The organism is Bacteroides sp. MSK.20.82 (assembly GCF_019052485.1).
GTDB lineage: Bacteria > Bacteroidota > Bacteroidia > Bacteroidales > Bacteroidaceae > Bacteroides > Bacteroides thetaiotaomicron.
Window position 1 is genome coordinate 1 of sequence record NZ_JAHQUN010000067.1, and the last position, 20,629, is coordinate 20,629.

13 protein-coding genes are annotated in these 20,629 nt (G+C 41.0%); 2 read left to right on the forward strand and 11 right to left on the reverse strand.

The features are described 5' to 3' along the window. The first annotated feature begins 506 nt into the window (after nt 1–506). Complete coding sequence (locus KTR07_RS25770) at nt 507–1,655, forward strand: AAA family ATPase (RefSeq protein WP_008760730.1); 1,149 nt, start codon at nt 507–509, stop codon at nt 1,653–1,655. Beyond that, complete coding sequence (locus KTR07_RS25775) at nt 1,652–2,335, forward strand: hypothetical protein (protein WP_008766042.1); 684 nt, start codon at nt 1,652–1,654, stop codon at nt 2,333–2,335. Before KTR07_RS25770 ends, KTR07_RS25775 begins: the two co-directional genes overlap by 4 nt. Before the next feature lie 111 nt (nt 2,336–2,446). Here the strand turns inward: KTR07_RS25775 and KTR07_RS25780 are convergent, their stop codons facing one another. The 11 genes from KTR07_RS25780 to KTR07_RS25830 form a co-directional block, all read right to left on the reverse strand. Next, the gene (locus KTR07_RS25780; protein WP_008766041.1) at nt 2,447–3,499 is read right to left on the reverse strand and encodes an SGNH/GDSL hydrolase family protein; all 1,053 of its coding nucleotides are present in this window, start codon (nt 3,497–3,499) and stop codon (nt 2,447–2,449) included. A gap of 27 nt (nt 3,500–3,526) precedes the next feature. After that, nucleotides 3,527–4,558: a phosphodiester glycosidase family protein gene (locus tag KTR07_RS25785; RefSeq protein WP_008760733.1), complete on the reverse strand. Its 1,032-nt coding sequence runs from the start codon at nt 4,556–4,558 to the stop codon at nt 3,527–3,529. A gap of 3 nt (nt 4,559–4,561) precedes the next feature. Then, nucleotides 4,562–5,980, reverse strand: coding sequence for a DUF5009 domain-containing protein (locus tag KTR07_RS25790; protein ID WP_008760734.1), 1,419 nt, complete (start codon nt 5,978–5,980; stop codon nt 4,562–4,564). Nucleotides 5,981–5,993: 13 nt separating this feature from the next. Beyond that, a complete protein-coding gene (locus KTR07_RS25795) occupies nt 5,994–7,415 on the reverse strand; it encodes a sialate O-acetylesterase (protein ID WP_008760735.1) in 1,422 nt (473 codons plus the stop codon). A gap of 6 nt (nt 7,416–7,421) precedes the next feature. Next, nucleotides 7,422–10,097, reverse strand: a complete 2,676-nt coding sequence (locus KTR07_RS25800; protein ID WP_008766040.1) for a calcineurin-like phosphoesterase C-terminal domain-containing protein — start codon at nt 10,095–10,097, stop codon at nt 7,422–7,424. Nucleotides 10,098–10,114: 17 nt separating this feature from the next. Continuing rightward, entirely contained in the window at nt 10,115–11,437 is a 1,323-nt protein-coding gene (locus KTR07_RS25805) for an alpha amylase family protein (RefSeq protein ID WP_113747847.1), read from the reverse strand. A 33-nt stretch (nt 11,438–11,470) separates the two neighbouring features. Then, nucleotides 11,471–12,847 (reverse strand): alpha amylase family protein, encoded by a 1,377-nt coding sequence (locus tag KTR07_RS25810; RefSeq protein ID WP_229072763.1) that lies wholly within the window; start codon nt 12,845–12,847, stop codon nt 11,471–11,473. A gap of 74 nt (nt 12,848–12,921) precedes the next feature. After that, the gene (locus tag KTR07_RS25815; protein WP_113747849.1) at nt 12,922–14,589 is read right to left on the reverse strand and encodes a DUF5018 domain-containing protein; all 1,668 of its coding nucleotides are present in this window, start codon (nt 14,587–14,589) and stop codon (nt 12,922–12,924) included. A gap of 16 nt (nt 14,590–14,605) precedes the next feature. Next, nucleotides 14,606–16,237 carry a RagB/SusD family nutrient uptake outer membrane protein gene (locus tag KTR07_RS25820; protein ID WP_113747850.1) on the reverse strand — a complete coding sequence of 544 codons (1,632 nt, stop codon included), beginning with the start codon at nt 16,235–16,237 and terminating at the stop codon, nt 14,606–14,608. A gap of 13 nt (nt 16,238–16,250) precedes the next feature. Continuing rightward, nucleotides 16,251–19,397 (reverse strand): TonB-dependent receptor, encoded by a 3,147-nt coding sequence (locus KTR07_RS25825; RefSeq protein WP_113747851.1) that lies wholly within the window; start codon nt 19,395–19,397, stop codon nt 16,251–16,253. A 22-nt stretch (nt 19,398–19,419) separates the two neighbouring features. After that, nucleotides 19,420–20,493, reverse strand: coding sequence for a DUF4434 domain-containing protein (locus KTR07_RS25830; RefSeq protein ID WP_008760740.1), 1,074 nt, complete (start codon nt 20,491–20,493; stop codon nt 19,420–19,422). Between the last annotated feature and the right edge of the window lie 136 nt (nt 20,494–20,629).

The following is a 20,629-nucleotide window of genomic DNA, read 5'->3' on the forward strand; positions in this document are numbered from 1 at the left end:
GATCACAAGAGCAAGAACGGTGGTCAGAGTGTTGACTAGTCCTACGAGAACTTGGCTTAAATTAACTATAGTATACAGATGAAGCTAGTAAAACTTCTCTTTTTAGTTAAATATAGAAAAATAAGAAGGTAAAATGTATATAAGTGTAATTTGTTACTTTTTATCGTTATATTCAAATTACTCGATAAAAAACATGAATATATATAAATTGTCAATTTATATATACGATGTAACTAGCTTTCCTGTGATATAGAATGTCAGTTTGAAATTTTTAGTAAAAAGATTCTGGGATCAACTGAGTATTGTTGATAATAAGTCAATAAACAGAAACTATTTGTTATGAGTTTTTATTTTACTATGTATGTTTTGTCCGTTGCAAAAAAATGAAAGTAATTATAGCTAAAAAGTTTTTTATTATTTTTGTAGAATCATTTTAGTAACATTGAAATGAAGTTGTTCTCGAAAAAAAGACTACCTTTACTCTATAATAAAGAATTATATAAATAATGGAACAAAAAGAATATCTCAGTATTAAATCCTTTGGTCCAATAAAGGATGTCAAATTAGATAATATCAAACCATTCACTTTCTTTATTGGTGAATCAGGTAGTGGAAAAAGTACCATTTTAAAGGTGCTGGCTATGATGAGACATATGTGTAAGCAAATAAATCTTCGTTCATACTTGAAATTGGGTAATGTTATTGATAAAACCATAGATTTAAGCATTTCTGAATATCTACGTAATGGTGGGATGACAGATTATGTCAAAAATGATACTGAAATAGTTTATAGCAAAGGAGATTGTAATATAACCTATACTCCACAGAAAGGACTAAAAGGAACAAGAAAAATAATCAGCAGCGAGAATTTATCATTGGAGAAGATCTCATTTTTCTCTGATAAACGGGGAGCTATAGCTCCTTTATTAGCAAATTTGAGTGATGGAGCAGCGTTGGGATTCTATTTTACCGAGACCTTTCAAGACTTTAAAAAAGCTACAGAAGTGATAAAGGAGCTGGAAATGCCTTATTTAGGTGTTCGCTACTATGAAAAGAAAGCTCAGAATGGAAGCAGACAATTCTTTATCAGCAATGTAAATGACACTTATAAAATTCATTTTGAAGATGCATCTTCTGGCATTCAAACGATGACACCCCTTGCTGTGATCGCTGAATATTTCTCAAAACATTTTGATCTGGTACACGGATTTAATTCTTCTATAGTTACTCTATTGGGCAAAAATGATAGTTTATCATCTTTCAGACATGATATGAATATCGGTGATATTGCCAACCGTTCCATACATCTGATGATTGAAGAACCGGAACTGAGTATGTTTCCTACAGCCCAGCGTTCATCATTAAATATGCTTATAGATAAATGCTTGAACGGAAATAAATATATGACATTGACTTTGGCTACTCATAGTCCATATATCATTAATCATTTGAATCTTTTGCTTAAAGCATTTGACAAAGGGGTGAAAATAGAAAATGCAGCATTGGACTATCATAAGACTGAGGTATATGTAGTAGAGCATGGGATGGTAAAAAGCATTAAAGTTCAAAATGCCCATCTGATAAACACGGATTACCTATCGGATGATATTAACGAGATATACAATGAGTACGATAAATTAGATGAGATACAATGATTGACTTACTAAAACGGGAACTACCGTCACATTATAAATTACATCGTACCATTGTTGATGTTCCATATGAGATTACTGCTGAAGAGCACTTTGATTTGACAGACAGAGGTCTGACATCTATCGTGGATTATAAGACTGGGAATATTTCTTTCGATCATAGTAATCGGACAGAAGTTCAGGTTATTAATTATGAAGCGTATCTAATAGGCCTGAAGGGAACAAAATTTGAAACCGGAAGGAAGAGGTGTGATTTTATTTTGCACGAGACAGGAGGCAGTTGTGATAGTTTTTATATCTTAAACGAACAAACATCTACCAAAAAAAATATTGAGAACTTATCTAAGCCTATACTTGATAAGGATAAAAACGTGATCTATCCCGGTGGAAAATATGAAAAAGCGGAAATACAATTGTTGGAAACGTTAAGAACAATCAGGGCTGTTCCTTCTATTTCTGCTTTTATAAATCGATATAAGCGTAAAGTATGCTTGATGTCATATCTTATTAAACCTGATCAAGATTCAAAGGTTTCAAGCGCCCAAAAATCCTTTGGAAGATATAAGCTGATTGAATCTAGAGAAACTGGAGAAAATGGAGCTTTATTGGAACATCCTTCAATAAATGCCGAAGGTTTCGAATTTCGTAGAATCAGCCATGAATATTCATTTAGGTTGAGTTGATATGCGTTGAGAGATATTCAGAAAATTAAAACAGTAGATTAAATAACATCTTATAAATCTACTGTTTTAATGCTTAAATGTAGCCGGATGAAAACGATAAATTCATAGACCCTATCGCTTTATCATTTTTTTTATGAATGGAGTTATCAAATTGGCATATCTCATCATTCCCAAGTCGGTAAAATGAATGCCATCAACCGTAGCCTCACCATCTTCTCCTATCATCTTTTCCGAATGAATCAAATATATATCTTTTTCCCCCTTCTTCTTGAGTGAATTGAAAATCTCATTCAATGTTTGATTCTTCCTTGTTACTTCATGAGCTACTCTCTGATCAAATAATGTATGAGTGAAAATAGGGTCTTCTATAAATACAATCGGAGTTTTCGGATGCTTGTTGCGAATGATCCGGTAAAAAGTTTCCATACGTTCTTTCATCTGTTCTACTGAAGCATTGGGTACAAAATCCAAAACGAAGACACCGGCATCCACTTCCGCCATGACTCTTGCGACTTCAAGGTCAAGTTGTCCGTTACCACTAAAACCAAGATTAATGCATTCTCGGTTCAACCTTCTTGATATGATATTGGTATGTGCCATTCCGGGACGTGAAGCACAGCCTCCTTGCAGGATGCTGGTTCCATAGAATACAATTGGTTTCTCACGGATCGGATAATTAATCTGAGGCTGATCAATGGAAGATAAAGAATCGACTCCTATAGACAGTGACACAAGTCCGTCATAAAGAGGAAGATATAGCATATATTCCCTTTCTTTAGGCTGCATATTGGCGATAACGGTAGCTTGATTTGTTTTTCCATTAGGACGTGCACTATTGACAAATCTCCACTGACCGTTCTCTTCCCAACAATATAAATCAAGACCTTTTATTCCTACATCGGTCATATGATTCATATGGTTATTAAAGAGATTCTCCCATTTCAACGCTATTCGGGTAGAGTTACTACGAAATCGTATCGCCATTCCTGCCGAATTACGACTCAAATTCCATAAAGGGGGACGAGAAATGTTTTTGAGAGAATCCGGTAGTCTCTCATATCTTGCCCCTGTGTCTTGTGTTGCTTTTCCTAAAAGAGGAAAGCATGACGCATCATGGTACGTCATTTGTTGTGCCTGTAACTGAATGCCGAACAGGCACAACATTGTGAAAAAAAAGAATTGTTTCATCATCTATTTAATTCCGACAGCGGTCAGCACTTTCCTTTGTTTGCCGTCACTGCCTTTAATGGTTTCTTTGCCATTGACCAGCATGCACGATGAACCGCCTCCGTCAAGATTCAGCGCTTCCGTACATCCCAGATCTTTCATTACTTTAGCTACGTTGGCAGTGGTCAGTCCTGCTACTCCTTCTGTCATGTTTCTGCCTTCGCACACAAAGATAATCATTTTTTTGTTAGTTGTTATACCAATTGCGGTGCGAGGTTGATTGGAAGCTGCAGAAATATCCAGCATTTCTTCTACATACGTGTTTTTAATCTCTCCGGCACGCAGTAAAACTGTGACACCTCCGATACCGGTGGTAGCCTCCAATGCTTTTGCGCCGTTGGGGAAAGTAGATGACGGAGCCTGCAACGGATCCTTGTTTATATCGTTATCAGCAGGGGCGGGATAGCAATAATTAATTCCGTCGGATGCTTGATAAGTCCATGTCGTTTGAAATGTTCCGTCCTTCATTTGGCAGAAGGCTCCTAAAGTCGGATACCACATAGTTACCCAGTCTTTTGAATAGTAGTTCTGATTGGGTGCCAGTAACTGCCCTTCACGAATCACTAGATTTTGCGAATAATAGAATCCGGCACTGTAAAAAAACAATCCTCCATTGATGACTACCGGTGCTTTGGAAGATTCATAAAACTCCGAAGGGGTATGTATCGATTTACCTCCATATCCATTGGCTTCCTGTGAGAAAGCGATGTCGCCCAGAACTTCAAATTTAGCTTTACTCATATCTGCGACAGCTATGTAGGCAATCGCCTTCTTTCCCGCCAGATTTTCAGGTGATTTATAGATGTGAATATAGTCCGGAAGACTTCCGAAATTATCGGCTGTCGTCCATCCTTGTGATACTATATCAGGATTCGATTCTTCCTCTTCAGTTTCCTGATCCCATTCCCACGGATGATCAGGATAGCTTTCTCCACATGAACATATAGAGAAGGCAAGCAGTGCTGTTGTTATAAAATATAGACGTTTGATTAACATGATTCAAGTCCTCCAAAAACATTTTAATTTAGTAAATAATATGGTTATTAATAAAGCCAGAGAAGTTATGATGACTCCCCGTAAAAAGCCCAGCCAGGCATTTTGATCCAGATAGGAAAGATAGGTTCCCAGTCCTGCCAGATTCAATAGAGGTAATACTACCAACTGGGTGGATACGTATGCAATCATCGGATTCTGCCCTGCATATTCCAATGGACGGGTCAATCGGGACCAAGAATAAATGTCGCACATAATAGAAAATGCAATCATCGCCATAAAGGCAAGTCCCGATGCAAGGAAGTAATAACTGTACGTAGAAGGATCTTTCCGGATTCCCCCTTCGTAAGCTTCAAAAGCCAGCCCTAATAATATCAGATAAGTTCCTGCTCTGAAGAGTTTATACCAGTAACCGGTGTTTTTTCCTTCCACTTGCAAGAGAATGTAGAGAACGCATAATATAGCGATTGTACCCACTAAATTGAGAATAAGATAACGCATATAAAGTCCGTATAAATTGAATACGATCAGTCCGATGGTCAATAAGAGTATCCATGGCATTCTTTTGCGTTCGTCTTTATTGTCGTTTACGGGCATCGTGTTTTTGCAGTGTAACCACTCATGCAGATATTCTCCGGCAATGCTGCCGGGAATTACGATAAACAGATACTTCAGATAGGAGCACTTATACATCCACGGTAAGGGCGAGAATGCCATCAGGCTATGATTCCATGATTCTGCGTTTTCATTTCCCAAGAACACTGCCATGATAAAAGGCAATATTGCTATACGAATCCATGGCTTATTGATCGTTAATGTATAAATCAGTGAGCCGAAAATGGCCATATTGGCCAATACCAGAATGATAATATTACTGTAGCCTAGACTGAATGTCCGTCCATCGGCATAGTTGATATTCAGCAGCATGAACACTCCCGTTGCATAAGCCAGTATTTTAATCAGCATCCTTACGTATTCCGGCATTTTGAACGGAATCCTCATGAACATGGGAAACATCAAGGCAAAACCTCCCAATGCAATGAGCCATGAGCGAACATCCTGAGGAGAAGATACTACCCACGGATATATATGCTGAATAAAAATAGCGAAGAAAGTCAGCCGGAAACCTCTTAAAAGGCTGTCGTATATAATTCTCCGGCGGGAGCTGCCTTTTCTGTATTTGTTACCTATTGAAAAAGGGAAGGCAGCTCCCATGGCAAACAGGAAAAAAGGAAACACCAGGTCAACCCAAGTGATCCCATATATAGAACCATCAAACACAAAGTTGGAGCGGGGACCTACCTGAGCATGATACATCCATCCGGGAAGCACTCCCCAGGCAACGCTGCCGGAGAGAACCATTGTCAGAATAGCATACCCACGCAGGGCATCCAAAGAAGAAGCTCGTGTACTGTTGTTATTCATAATTTTCGTTTAATTAATGTATTACGACCCGAAATGGAGAAGCAGGTATTTCCGCATTATTGAAAAGATCACCTTCCATATAATTGCGGAAACAATAACGCACTTCTACAGGATGAGGCACCGAATCATTCCATACTTTCACACGGGCAGAACCATTGATTATTTCCGCTTCTGCCGGTACGATATTTCCCTTTTCGTCTACAAGTTCAAATCCCCGCAACTTTTGATTTTCAGGGATCAGTCCATCACTGCCATGTTCAAAAGTGATTTCTACTACATTCTCTTTCAATTGATGGCTTTTATACAAAGGGCCTGCATACAGAAAACCTTCTTTGCCATAAGTCTTGGCCAGAGCCCAGTAAGCAAGGCGCTGACCGACTTTAATTTTGTAGGGAGGATGAATGAATTTTTCACTTCCTGCATCCGTCGTTGTAACCATACCAACATTAGGAACTTCTTGCATTAATTCCAGCTGGCATTGACGGAACCATGCACGATCAAGCCTATCTTTACCTTCGGCCTGCCATGGAGTGATCTGGACATAGTATACAGGCATTGCAGGATTATGAAAGAATTCTCTCCACTGAGCGACCATTGCGGGAAAGAGCTTTTTATAAAGAGCGGGATCAGCAGAATTGGACTCTCCCTGATACCAGATGACTCCTTTGACAGGAAATCCCTTCCACGGATTTACCATTGCATTCCATAATAAAGTAGGTGTACCCGCAGGCCAGTCGAACTTGGTTTGTTCAATATCCGGTAATTGAATTTCCGGAAATTGTGACAGTGTCTCTTTATCCATCCAAGTCTCTATCTTGGAAGCACTCCATGAGCAATGAATCAGTCCGACAGGAATATCCAATGAACGTTGTAGTAAATCTCCGAAAAAATAAGCGGTAGCACTAAAGTCTCCGACTTCTTTGGGAGAAAGTTCCGACCAATATCCCGTAATACCTTCTTCCTTAGGAGTCGTGCTCCAATCTCTTTTGACTGTAAACAAACGTAATTCCCGTTTGGAGTCGGCAGCTACGATATAGGGTTGTGAACCATAAACCGGCTGTCCCCGAAAGCCTCTGACAGGCATTTCCATATTCGATTGGCCGGAACAGAACCAGACTTCCCCCAGTAAGATATTATTTAATGTAAGCGCCTCACCGTCAGAGAATGTAATAGTATAGGGACCCCCTGCTGCCGGAGTAGGAAGTTGAATGTTCCAATTTCCATGCTGGTCACTTCGGGTTGTTAGCTTCCGATGATTCCATGATGCTTCAATCGTAATTTTACTATTGGCAGAGGCTTTGCCGTGGAAGGTCACTTCCGATTGTTGTTGCAACACCATGTTATCACCCCAGATCGAAGTTAACCTGACTTTGGCCTGCATTCCCAATGGGAATAGCAGGCTGATAATCCATAGGTGGTATATGATATACTTCATGAATCTTTATTTAGAAACGTTTTGCTGATACACTTTACCGAAACGGTCTGTTACTCTGATCTCTATTTTAGCTTTCGGATTACGGGGAGTGGCACGGAACATATGTCCTGTACTTGCTGCTGATATCCAGCTCTGCATGGTTCTTTTTTTGTCTGTACATACTTGATGCGCATACGGGTCGACTCCGGTATATTGAGTCATGGTACCCATCACTTTTCCGTTTTCCAGCCATTCTACTTTCCAATTTTTATCCCAGTTCCAGACATTGGCAATAATATCTTTGGGGAATTCCTTAGATGTTCCTGCAGCATAGCTTCGAAACTGGTAGTCTTTCGGATGACCGGCACTTTTATAGTACCATTTCACTTGGTTTCCGTCTACTTCGTAGACTCCGTATCCTTGTGGGGTGCCGTCGATGCAGACATCCGCATGCCACCAGATACCACATACGGCAGCCGTATTGTGCTCCATTTGGTGATCGTTGAATACAATGTTCGAGTTGGAATGAAGATGACCCGTCAGAAAGTGTGTTTCATAGCCATCCAATAATTGATGAACCGCCTCAGCATTGATCGTTTCTCCTGCCAACATGGCATAATCGTAATTAAATGGCCTTTTTTGTTCCGTTATTCTCGTAGGAATATGCGTTATGAAAAAGACTAATGTACCTTTAGGGACATAAGACAGATCTTCTTCCAACCATTTAAAAGTTGTTTCATCTACATAGCCGATATAGAAGTATTCACGTCCTACATAAAAGTTGTTGTTGATAACAATATAGTGGGCATTTCCTTTATTGAATGAGTAGTGGGTAGGGCCGAAATATCCTTCGAAAGTCCGGTACGACGTTTCATGAGTAGCTCCATTACAATCCATATCATGATTACCGATTGCACGATATATGGGGATATCCAGTTTCTTTGCCTTATCGATATAAGGTGGAAAGAATGTGGCCGGTGTGTCCCAAAAGATGTCTCCACAATTCAGTCCGAATACATCACGATCCGAATACTGATCGATTAACTGTTTATAGTCATCGACAATGGGAGCGTACAGATCCCAGTGCTCTTTCAGACCGGCCTGTACATCCGCCTCCAACACAAACAAGTGTTTACTGTCGTCTTTAGGATTCTTCTTCAGACGGAAATTATATTCATTCGTCTCGTTCAGGTCAATTTCCTGATAGAATCGGGGAATCGTCTGTTCACAATCCGTCAAGTATCCGGCAGGAGTCGTGATATATACAAAGCGTGTGTTTCCGAGATTGGGTAGATGGTAAATACCGTTCTTGTCTGTAGTGACACAACGCTGTCCGTCTGTCACTACCACATTGGCTATACCTTTGCCATCGCAAGTAACGGTTCCTTTGATCATTCGCGCTTCATCCGGCTTAGTTTCGTCCAGTGCTTCTTTTAGTTCGTCCCACCATCCGTTGCGGATAATGTGTACAATGTCGAAAATCATCACACCGTCCGATTCTTTCAAGTTCATACGGACTGCTTTCTGGAATTGGTTTACGTCCCGTTTGTAGTCTTCTACATACAGACCGCCGCATACTGGCACCGCATCTTTCAGCAAGTATTTGGAATATTTGCAACCGCCTTCTACACATAAATATTCTCCGGTAGAAAACTCGCTGTCTGTTTCATTCTTAAATTTACCGGAAGATTTATAATAATCGTCCAGCGTTACATTCCAGTAGTAATTGCCATTCGTATAGAAATCCAGTAACTCTGCAAAGCCATAATTTTTATAGTCGGGAGTAGCCCAACTGAAGTCCTTGCTGACATCATAATTACGGCTTGCCCAGTTGACACCTACCTCAAAGTAAGTAGGATACCATGCACCGGTATAAGCAGCCAACATACATTCCGGCTTTATCTTTTTGATGGAAGTACGTACATCTTTTATAAAGTTATATATAACAGAAGCTCTCCACGTCAGCCATTGATGATAGTATGGGCCACCCACACGGTCTATGCCTCCTTCGGCATTAGGGCGCCATTCAAAAATATCCTCCGGAAACTTCTCAACTTTCTTTCCGATGAATTTCTCAAACATCTTCTTTGACTCAGGAGAAAAGTCCGAATCAATACAATCATATCGTGCACGGTCAAGCATGATGCCGTCAAATGCATAATTCCGAACAACTTCTTTGATCACATCAATCTCATACTTCTGCACCTCTTTCAGTGCCGGATTCAGGAACATGGTAGGCTTTCCTTCTATTTCCGTTACAGGGAGCAGTCCTTTGCGCGGTACATAATTGATAGCCTGCCACTTTTTGTGTTTATCGAAGATGGCACCACGTTTCACGATATTCTGTCCGTCAGCAAATATATTCATTCCAGCAAAGATGATCATATTGCGGGCATGAGCAGCTTCGATAAAGGTACCGATAAAGTCAAAATCCGGACGGTCGAAGTTTTTCCAATTCTTCTTCTGTGCGGCATATTTGCTGGGATATAATACTTCACCCGTATTGTCTTTAATGTCCAATACCAGATGCGTGATACCTGCTTCATGACATTTGTCTACATAGAAGCGGATTGAATCGGGGTAGCTGAAACGTTGGAAATTAGCCGAACAGTCCAACCACATTACTTTTGGCTTTCCTGAGGCAAATGCCAGAATGCCTATCCATAACAAAAGGGAGATAATTGAGAATCTTTTCATATTCATAGTGTATTCTTTCGATTTTACTTCAGAGCTCCTCCGGCTCTCATTCCGTTTTCAACTTCTTTCCATAAGCCTTTGTTGATGATATGTACAATATCGAATACCATCAGTCCGTCGGAAGCTTTCAGGTTCATTTCTATGGTTGCGGATAATTTGGCGGGATTGTCATAGAATTGATCCACCAGAATACCACCCATAAATTTATTATCTTTCATGATATTACGTAATTTCTGACAAGAACCTTCAACAGAATACCACGTGCCGCTTTGTGCCTGTGAATCAGTTTCGTTCCATACGCTCTTTTTGTTTTTCAGAGATTCTTCTATGGTGATATCGGTATAATAATTACCGGTAGTATATAAGTCCATCAGTTCGGCATAACCGTAATTCTTATATTCGGGAGTAGCCCAGTCAAAATCTTCGCTCGGATCGTATTTCTTGCTTGCAAAGTTTACGCCTACTTCATAATAAGAAGGATACCATGCTCCGGTGTATGTACCGAAAGAAATATCCGGATTCACTTTCTTTACTTCATTCCGGGCACGGGCCATGAAGTCGTAGATGTTCTTGGTGCGCCATTCAATCCATTTCAGGAAATGTTTTCCGCGTTCGGGATAGTATTTATCATTCTCGTCCTTTTTCCATTCGAAGATGTCTTCCGGAAACTTTTCTACTTTCTGTCCGATATACGCCTCGAACTTCTGGCGGGAGAGGTCTGAAAAGTCTGCCGTTATACCATCATAGCGTACACGATCCAGCATCAATCCATCCAGATCGGGATAACGTTTCACTAAATCCTTGAGAACATTCAATATATGTGTCTGAAACTCCTCATTGATAGGATTAACCATTGCCGAATATTTCTTCTTTTCATTGGTGATGGAAGTGATTCCTTTCGGAGTGTATACTGTCGATGCCCATTCAGGATGCGTGGAATAGACTAATCCACGGTCGAAATAATTGTGTCCTGCGACAAAGACATTGAGTGAAGCATGTACTTCTATACCCAGTTCATGGGCTTTTTTGATGAAATGTCCCAAGTAATCGAAGTCTTTGCGTTCATATCCATGCCATTCACGCATTTTAGGAGCAAACTCCGTATCGAACAGTACTTCTCCGGTGATGGGACGTACATCAACGATAGCATGGGTGAAACCTAATGATTTTATTTTTGTCAGATAATAATCAATGGAGTCAGGATTGCTGAAGCGTTCAAAGTTTGCTTCCGCATCAAACCACATCAAAGCGGGCTTGGCATTTTCCACTTGGGTAGCAGAACTTTTGCATGCTCCCAATGCAATGATTAACAGACTTGATAAAAGTACTATTGTTATTTTTCTCATACGATCATATTCTAATGTGTCGGTTATTCTTTTTTATTCAATTGCGAGTTTGATGCCTTCTTTGGCATATTGCCATTGATCGGCTTTCTTCAGATGAATCATGTCGAACAGAAAATATCCGTCGCAAACATTCATACAGGCCTTTACAGATTGTACGATTGCCTGATTTTCTTGTTCTTGAGTAGCCTGATTATTGGTATCCCAATTTCCTACATCCGGACCTCCGGCTACAATGGGGCATTCTCCTTTTATTTTATCTTTAGCCAATGAACAGAAACCTTCCATAGTCCATTCCGTCGTGCCGTGTACCTTTAGCGGTGAAGCATAGGCACCAATCAGTATTTGATCCATACAGGCGGCATAGCCGTAATTTTTATATTTGCTTGTCGCCCAGTTGTAATAGCGCGAGGTATCATAAGTGGAAGCTGCCCAGTTGACACCTACATCATAATAGGTAGAATACCAGCCGCCTACATAAACTCCGAATTTGATGCCGGGTTTCACTCCTTTTACAGCAGTGCGTGCTTTCTGCATAAAGTCATAAATCACTTTTGCACGGAATTCCAACCACTTAGTCAGATATTTAGGATAGGTGGCAGGAAGACTGGAAGCACCCGGTGCCAGGATGTCGTTCGGGTAGTTGGGGATTTTTATACCTCCCATGTAATTCTCGAATTGCTTACGGGACTCGTTAGAAAAATCAGCTTGTAAATTGAGGAAACGTCCACGGTCTAAGAATATACCGTCCAGATCATAACCTGCAAGATCCTTGAGCAAGTCACAAAGGAACGTTTGTACTTCCGGATGGGCAGGATTGAAAAACTTGGTACTTTCACTGGTATTCATTACGCTTGTAATCCCTACCTGCATGTTCATCTGTGTTGCCCACTCTGCCTTAGACTGGTCTCTATACAATAGTCCTGTGCCCCCGTCGATTTGATTTCCACCGACAAAAGTATTGATGGCAGCATGAATACGAAGCCCCTGTTTGCGTGCTTCGTCAACGAAGGCTTGCAGATAGTCCCATGTTGCCGTTCTTTCTACTTTGGTATAGTTACTTCCGATCCAGGCATACATAAATTTGACTTGATCTACAAGATTCGTTTTAAATAGAACATCTCCGGTAGTTGGACGTACGTCTACTACAATATCTGTGAAACCGGCATCTTTGGCTAAAGCCAGATCACGAGCTATATTTTCTTTGCTGTTGGCAAAATCGGGAAAGTTGGCAGCCGCGTCAATCCAGATATAACGGGGTTTGGAAGCATTAGGATTCTCTGTCGGTTCTTCGTCTTCTCCTCCGCTGGTGTCTCCCCAATAATCTTTTGAGTCGTTGCCGCCACATGCCATGCACAAGCAGGCAGCTATTCCCCCCATAAATGCTTTTATTATATTTTTCTTAATATTCATTTTATACGACTTAATAGTTGAAGTAAGAAGCCTGTACCTGAAAGAGGTACAGGCTTCTTGCATAAAGATGGTATTTACATGTCGATACAGTCGCACTGTACACAACCTACATATCCATTGCAGAACATGAAGTAGATGTACATATAATAACCGTCATCTGAAACTTTCAATACTACATCACCACAATAATTACCGTTTGTGTTTCCAAGAATCTTAGACCCATAGTTTCCATTGATTCCCAGACCGGTACTTCCGAAGTCAATAGCCTGAGTCCCTAATGAACCTGATGAAAGATCGAACAGGTATATGTTGTCGGCAGTTCCCCAACTCCATGGATTTACCAGATTTGAAGCTACATATTCCACCTTATTAAATACAGCATGATCAACTGCATTTGGTACGTAGTTTCCATCAAGTGCCACTCCCTTGTTCTTGATTGAATTGGTTTTTCCATCCATCCAGCATAGGTTGCGTGGTTCGGCATAGAATGTAGTAAAATAATCACTGGTCGGATCTGTCGGATCAGAGTAAATGACATCGGCATTTGTTCCCCAGCCACCTATTCCTTGTGCTGTAATAATATCCGGCGTCTGTGATTTAAGTACACCATTTTCTACCTGCCAACGGGCAAACTGTCCTGAAGTAGCATAGATAGGAGCGGTTATAATAGCATTATTGTTAAGACTGCCAGATACTGACAGTTTTCTACCCATAGCCAGTGAAGTAGTAAATTCTATGTATTTTTCCGGTGCTTGGTCTACTCCCGAGGCTTTCCATACGGTAAAGGCTGGTCCGGCATTCGGAGTCAGATTCGTGAACAGGATATTACCGTCCTTGTCTGATGTTGTATAGAAGTTTGTCAGACTACCTGCAAAACTAATATTCATTGTCCCTGCTTTTTCGCCATTCTTGGCGTTCAGGTATATAGGATTTTTGGCACGTTCATTAATAACTACATAATCATTTGTTACAGCAATACCGGTTGTCATATCAGAACTTAAAATACCTATGTCTGTAAGTTTCTTAGCCCAAATAAGTTTAGCACTGTTTGCGCGTAAGCCGGCAGCAATCTTTTCCGGGATTTCTTTCTTGACTGTATACGTAGACTTAGTTGTGCCGTTTTGTGCGGTCACAGTAATTTTCTGGTCTTGGTCGTAATTCAATGCGACTGTTCTTGGATCAGGCGAGATCGTAGCTCCGTGAGAGATCGATACATCTGCTAATACTTCACCTATACTTTCCAGGCTAATCAGAGAAATAGTTTTGGAACTTTCGTTGATAATGCCTGATAATCCCAGACTTGTAAGATTGAACTTCGTGATTGCGCACTCATTACTTTTACGAATTTCTGCCATAACTTTATATTCGGTATTTGTGCCGGTTTGGTCTTTCACTGTTATAAAGTTATCCTTCGTCATATCCATAAATAATAATGTAGGATATACATATACATTATTGTCCAGATCAGCAATCACACGCATCTTTTTCAGATCAGACAGTTGCAGGACATTGTCCGAAAGTTTGGGATAGTTATATGGAAATACAACGGTAATCACATGATTTGTATAATCTATCTCACTGGTGAAACTATTGTCATCACTGTCATCATCCGGGAAGGATGCTGTCAAATTATTGATTATGTTCCTTTCAACAGTCGGATTGAATTCTTCAGGGCTATGGCATGCGCTTATACTCATCAGAAACGCAATGACAGAAATAATTGATAATATTTTATTTTTCATTGTATTAAGCTTTTAGTTATTTCCATTCATCATATTGCTCAATTAACGCATTATTCTTTATTTCAGAAGTCGGCACCGGTAAAACGTATAACTTCTGTGGGAACTTACGATCTTGTCCGTCGCAATCAATGTATTCGTACGTACCGTTCGTAATCTTAAGACCGTGGCAGCGATAGTTGTTATATTCAATGTGTGCCAGTCTCCAACGGCGCATATCCCAAAACAGATGTCCTTCGTATGCAAGCTCAATCTTACGTTCGTTGCGATAATCATTGAACCATGCTTCACCACTGGAAGATTTGCCCGGCAGATTTACTCCCTGACGTCCGCGGACGCGATTCATTAAGGACTGTGCTTCAGTGGTTTTGTTAAGTCTGTATGCTGCCTCAGCCTTATTCAACAGAACTTCGGCAAATCGGATTTCTACCCATGCCTGAGAACTTTTGGTTCCTTTGACGTCAATCAGTTTCTCATCCAGCAGTTTGCGCAGGAAGTAACCGGTAGTTGTTTTACCATAAGAGTATGATTGTTCGCGGTAAGCCATGAAAGCACCGTTTGTTCCACCTACGCTACAATCCATCATTCTGCCTTTCCACGTACAGCCGCGATAAATAACAGTAGCCGCAAAACGAGGTTCCAACTGATCGTATGGAGGTTCTTGGGTGGTAGTGCCGTGCCATTCGGACCAGTCTACTTTGTTTCCGTTTTTATCTTCATAAGATTCTACCATTTCCTGTGTCGGAGTACCCAGCGCACCAAAGTCGTAGCCGTCACATTGCGGAACGTAATACTGGTCGAAGGTATGGTTCGGGCCACTGTCTTTATTGTAGTCAAATTCCAAAATAGCTTCTTTATTATTGCCTTTCCAAGCATCTGCATAGTTGTCCACCAAATCATACAACTGTAACTTTTCTACTTCATCAGCTGCGTCATAAGCATCCTGCCAACGCTCAGCATATAGCATAGCACGTGATTTCAATGCGTAAGCCGCACCTTTTGTCACTCGTCCTTTGTTGGCTGCATCCCATTCTTTAGGAAGATTGGTTGCCGCAAAATCCAGGTCATCTGCAATGAATTGCCATGTTTCCGCTGCTGTGCTGCGTGCTTTGTCGTTAGAGGTAGGGAGATCGTCATACAGAATGACTCCGCCATGCCGTTTGGCTAACTGAAAATAAACATAAGCACGGAAAAAGCGTACCTGAGCTTCCCATTTCAGATTCTTATCATCCGGGAATGTAGAGTACTTCTTCTGCATAACCAAAAACTGATTCATCTGACGGATATTACCGTAGGCCAAATCCTTATCCCAAATGTTGTAACGGCATCCGTCCGGACTGATAACATCCGGATTAGTTACGTAGTTGTTCGGATGTCCGGCTCTGTCTCCTAAAGATACTGAACCGTATTTGAATGTCTCGGTCAAACTTTCCGTTAAACTTCCCGAGAACTGAGATTCACCAAATTGTCCGTATTTGTTTAGATATGTGTAGAATGCATTGACGTATTTATCCACATATGCTTCATCTTGCCAAACAATTTCATCACTAACGGTCGAGGTTTGCTCCACACCGTCCAGCCAGTCATTGCACGAACTTATACTAAAGCCTAGTGCCAGTGCTAATGATATATTTAATAATATTTTTTTCATATGCTTCCGTTTTTTAGAATGTTAGTTTTACACCTAGCGTATATGTTCTCTGTTGCGGATAATAACCATTGTTTACTGCCGGTGATTCCGGGTCGATGTTGTATTTGGTAAGTCCGCTGAAGGTCAATAGGTTATATCCTTCTACATAAAGTCTTAGTCCTTCTATACCTGCCGGATTCAACCACTTTTTCGGGAAGTTGTAACCTATCTGTGCAGTTTTCAAACGCATATAGTTACCATTCCTGTACCAAAAAGTTGAAGAGTACCCATTGTTGTTACTCGGACCTGTGATTTCCAGACGTGGAAATTCCGCGTTAGTGTGATCAGGTGTCCATGAGTTCTCTACCAGGAAAGTCGGTGAGTTTCCACCATGATAGAAAGGCTTCGTAAATGAGGTATTATCCTGTGTACCTTCAGAACCACTGGCTGTATATTGACCTGTCAGTGCAACTACATTGCCCAATCCCCAAGAGAATAATAAGTCAAAGTCAAATCCTTTCCAATTACCGAATAAATTCAAAGAACCGGTATGCTTCGGAGTAGCACTTTTGCCTACATAGCCTTGGTCTTGTGCTGCTGTAATAATACCATCACCATTTCTGTCTACATACTTAATGTATCCCGGCAATGCCTTATAGCCTTTAACTGTTGCTGAATTTGCTATCTCTTCCTCGCTCTGAAACAGACCATTTGCGATAAAACCATATTTAGAACCGATTTGCTTTCCTGTCAAACGCTGATATTCAGGAGCATTGTCGGAGTCGCCTACATACTTCAGCCAACGACCGTATGCATATGACCAGATCAACTTGGCACCATAATTAAACTTGTTGATATGGTTATAATGAGTCAAAGTAACGTCGAAACCTTTATAATCAGTCTTGTTCACATTGGCAGAACTGAAATAATATCCACCTCTTGAAGGTGCGTATGCTCCGGTCACAGTGGCCAGTTTATCATACTCGTATTTATAGAATACGTCAAATTCAACTCCTAACAAACCATTCCACATCGTTGCGTCGACACCGACATTATAGTTCAGGCACTGTGCCCATGACAAGTTGGGATTACCTAATACGGAAGCATACATCATGGTCTGACTGCTGCCGCCAATAACAACTGCATTTTTGCTGATTCCCATTGTATTTCTCCATTGGAAGGCGCTTACGCCGCTGGTGGCTGTTTTACCAATACCGGCTCTCAGTTTCAGATTATTGACCCAGGGAGCATTGAACCAACTTTCATTGTTGAGTCTCCAACCTGCAGAAACACCGGGCAATGTTACCCAACGTTTATTCATACCTCCAAACAGATAACTACCATCGTGACGAAGAGAAGCTTCCAAATAATACTTATCATCATAATTATAGTTCACACGACCTACGAAACCTGCTACTCTGGTATGTCCGCTATATCCTCCGATAGATGGGAATTTTTCTGCTCCGTTTCCTGTCTTATTCGTGATCTGATTGAGTTCATCCAATTGGATAAAGTCCAGCCCATAACCAGTGGCACTTAATGCATTACTTTTGTTTTCACGGGTTTCTGCCAGGAACATAGCTCCTACAGTATGTTTCCCGAACTTATTGTCATACGTCACACTTGACTGTGTGGTAAATGTATATCCCCGGGAAGCAGATTCACTCAGACTGATTGAATTGCCCGACGCGTCGGTTCCTTTATAGTAAGTTAATGAAGTGCTCTCAATAGTCGGAAGATTCATGATCATTACTTCATAAGGATTGCTGAGAATCTTACTGAAGTTATATGTCAGGTCATAAGCCCCTTGAAATTTAAAGCTTAATCCTTTCAGCCAAGGTGCGTCATATTTCAGACTGAAATTGGACTGAATATAGGAATAGTTGGATTTGCTGTATCCGGATTCATTGATAGATGCCACCGGAGCCACCGGAGAGGAAGCCGTCGGAGTGGATACATTATATGTTTTTCCTTCATATTCATAAGTGTCAGGCACATAAGGCAGGGCACGAATGATTTGTTGCGGAACATTATGCCAGGCATTCGGATCGGCAGAATAGCGCGGCGAATCTCTTTTTTCAATACGACCGGATACTCCTAAGGTGAAAGTGAGGCTCTTGGTTAACTTTGCATCAATATTGGAACGAAGATTCAAACGGTTGTAACCATAGTTATCTATGTTACCATCTTCATTCAGATAACCGATAGATGCAAAGAAACGCACTCTGTCACTACCTCCGGTTGCTGAAATGTTATGGTGCGTACGGGTGCCGGTGCCATATACTTTATCATACCAGTTTGTGTTTCCCCAACCATCAACTCCGTCTTTCATCTTCTGCACCATCTCTGCTGTAAATACCTGAGAGTCTCCTTGCAGTTCGCGTGCTTTATTATACCAATAAGCATAACCGGGTCCATCCAGCCATTCCTGTTGTTCCGCATTTTGGCTGAAACCGACAGAACCTGTATAAGTAATAGACATTTTTTCTGCCTTACCCTGTTTCGTGGTAACGATGAAAACACCATTGGCATCCAAACCGTAAACGGCTACAGCCGAAGCGTCTTTCAGAATAGATACCGATTCTATTTCGTTAGGGTCCAGTCCGTTGAAGTCGGCTGATGTACGGCGGATTCCATCGATTACGTATACTATACCCGTTTGTCCGCGCATGGTCAATGTTGCATTGTCAGACCCCGGCTGACCACTGGACTGAACGGCTGCCACTCCGGCAATACGTGCGCCAACTACGTTACTGATACTCATCGTCGGAGCTTTCAGCAATTCTTTGTCCGATACGGTAGAAATTGCTGCAGTGATGCTTCCACGTTTTTGAGTACCGTATCCCACAACAACTACTTCATCCAGTGAAGCAACGTCGTCTTTCATAGTTACTGAAATGAAACGCTGGTTGTTTACCTTGATGTCCTGTGTATTCATACCAACGTAAGAGAATATCAATACATCATTATTTCGGGCATTGATACTGAACTTTCCATCCAAGTCTGTGATAGTACCGCTGGTTGTACCTTTTACAGCTACAGATACTCCAGGTAATGGTTCGCCACTACCATCATTGACTGATCCCTTTATTACGTTTTGTGCCATACAGTTGAGTGTGCACATGAACGCAATAAATAATGAGGTAATAAACCTCGGATTCCATTTGATTCTTTTTTTCATTGCATTACAATATTAGATAGGTTTATAGAATAAAGTGTTCACAATATCGTTCGTATAAGTGTCCGGCTTGCAGATAAGCCGAATTAGGGCTCATGAAATGAGAAAACTCAAACGTGATTGCATTTTCCATTCCCGCTCTTCGCGCAGCGTCCAGTTTCAACAATAGCTTTTCCCATTTAATGGGTAGGAAACGAATAGGCATGTCCCGGTCAAAAGATTCGATATTGGTCCAGCATTTCATATTGTATTTATCAGCCAGTTTTTTGTTAATAACCAGATAATCATATAATTCATGATAGTCTACCTGACCATCCTGAAATGCCATGATATCGACTGCTCCCTTTACATTATCCAATATTTCGTCCCATTCTTCTTCGTGTTCTTTCACTGACAAGGCTTTGTCACCCGCCATTACCTGGTCTGTCTTTACTCCATGTATGTATGGAGAAACTAAAGTCGTCAGATTGCCAGAGACACTCTTGGCGTGCTTTCCGACTTCCGCATAAATCTTAGACATGTTTTTCGTCCGGCGGCTGATTTCCTGAGATAAATACCATCCCTGAAAAGATTTATGATGACCATATTTCTTCCATACTTCATCAATCAGAGCCATGTTCAAATCTATTTCTTTCTGAAATAATCCTTCCTGCCAGTACTTCCCGGAATCGTACATACCAAAATAGAAAGCCATGTCGTATTTATCGGCCAGTGTCAGAAACATCTCGACCAAGTCTACAGGCGGATAATACACATCTTCTTTTCCCAACAGGCATTGAAAAGGAGAAGCAATCCATTTACCAAGACCGGCACGAATCAACACTACGGTATTGATTCCCATCTTTTTCATAGCTTTAAAATCCTTATCCCATTCTTTTGTACCCCAATTCTGGTGCGGAATATCCCAACTGATTTCGTCCAGAAAAGTAGCTTTGATAGGCATCCCTTTCAAGGCATTGGGAGTGGCAAATGTCTCAAATGTTTCTTCTTCTTCAGATGCTGCCCTTTTGATGGGAGTGCATGCCGTCAGAAGTTTGCTGCCTGCTAGCAATGAACATGTGGCAAATGCGGTTTTTAGAAAATTACGTCGTCCGTCCATATCGTTCTATTTAAATAAGGGTTTATAAATTTTCCAGTACTTTCCAGCATTGGTACAATCCTCTTGGTACATGGAAACATCCTTTCCATTTCCCACCTTTGAGTGGCAGCAATACTTCTCCCTGCCGATTCAGATA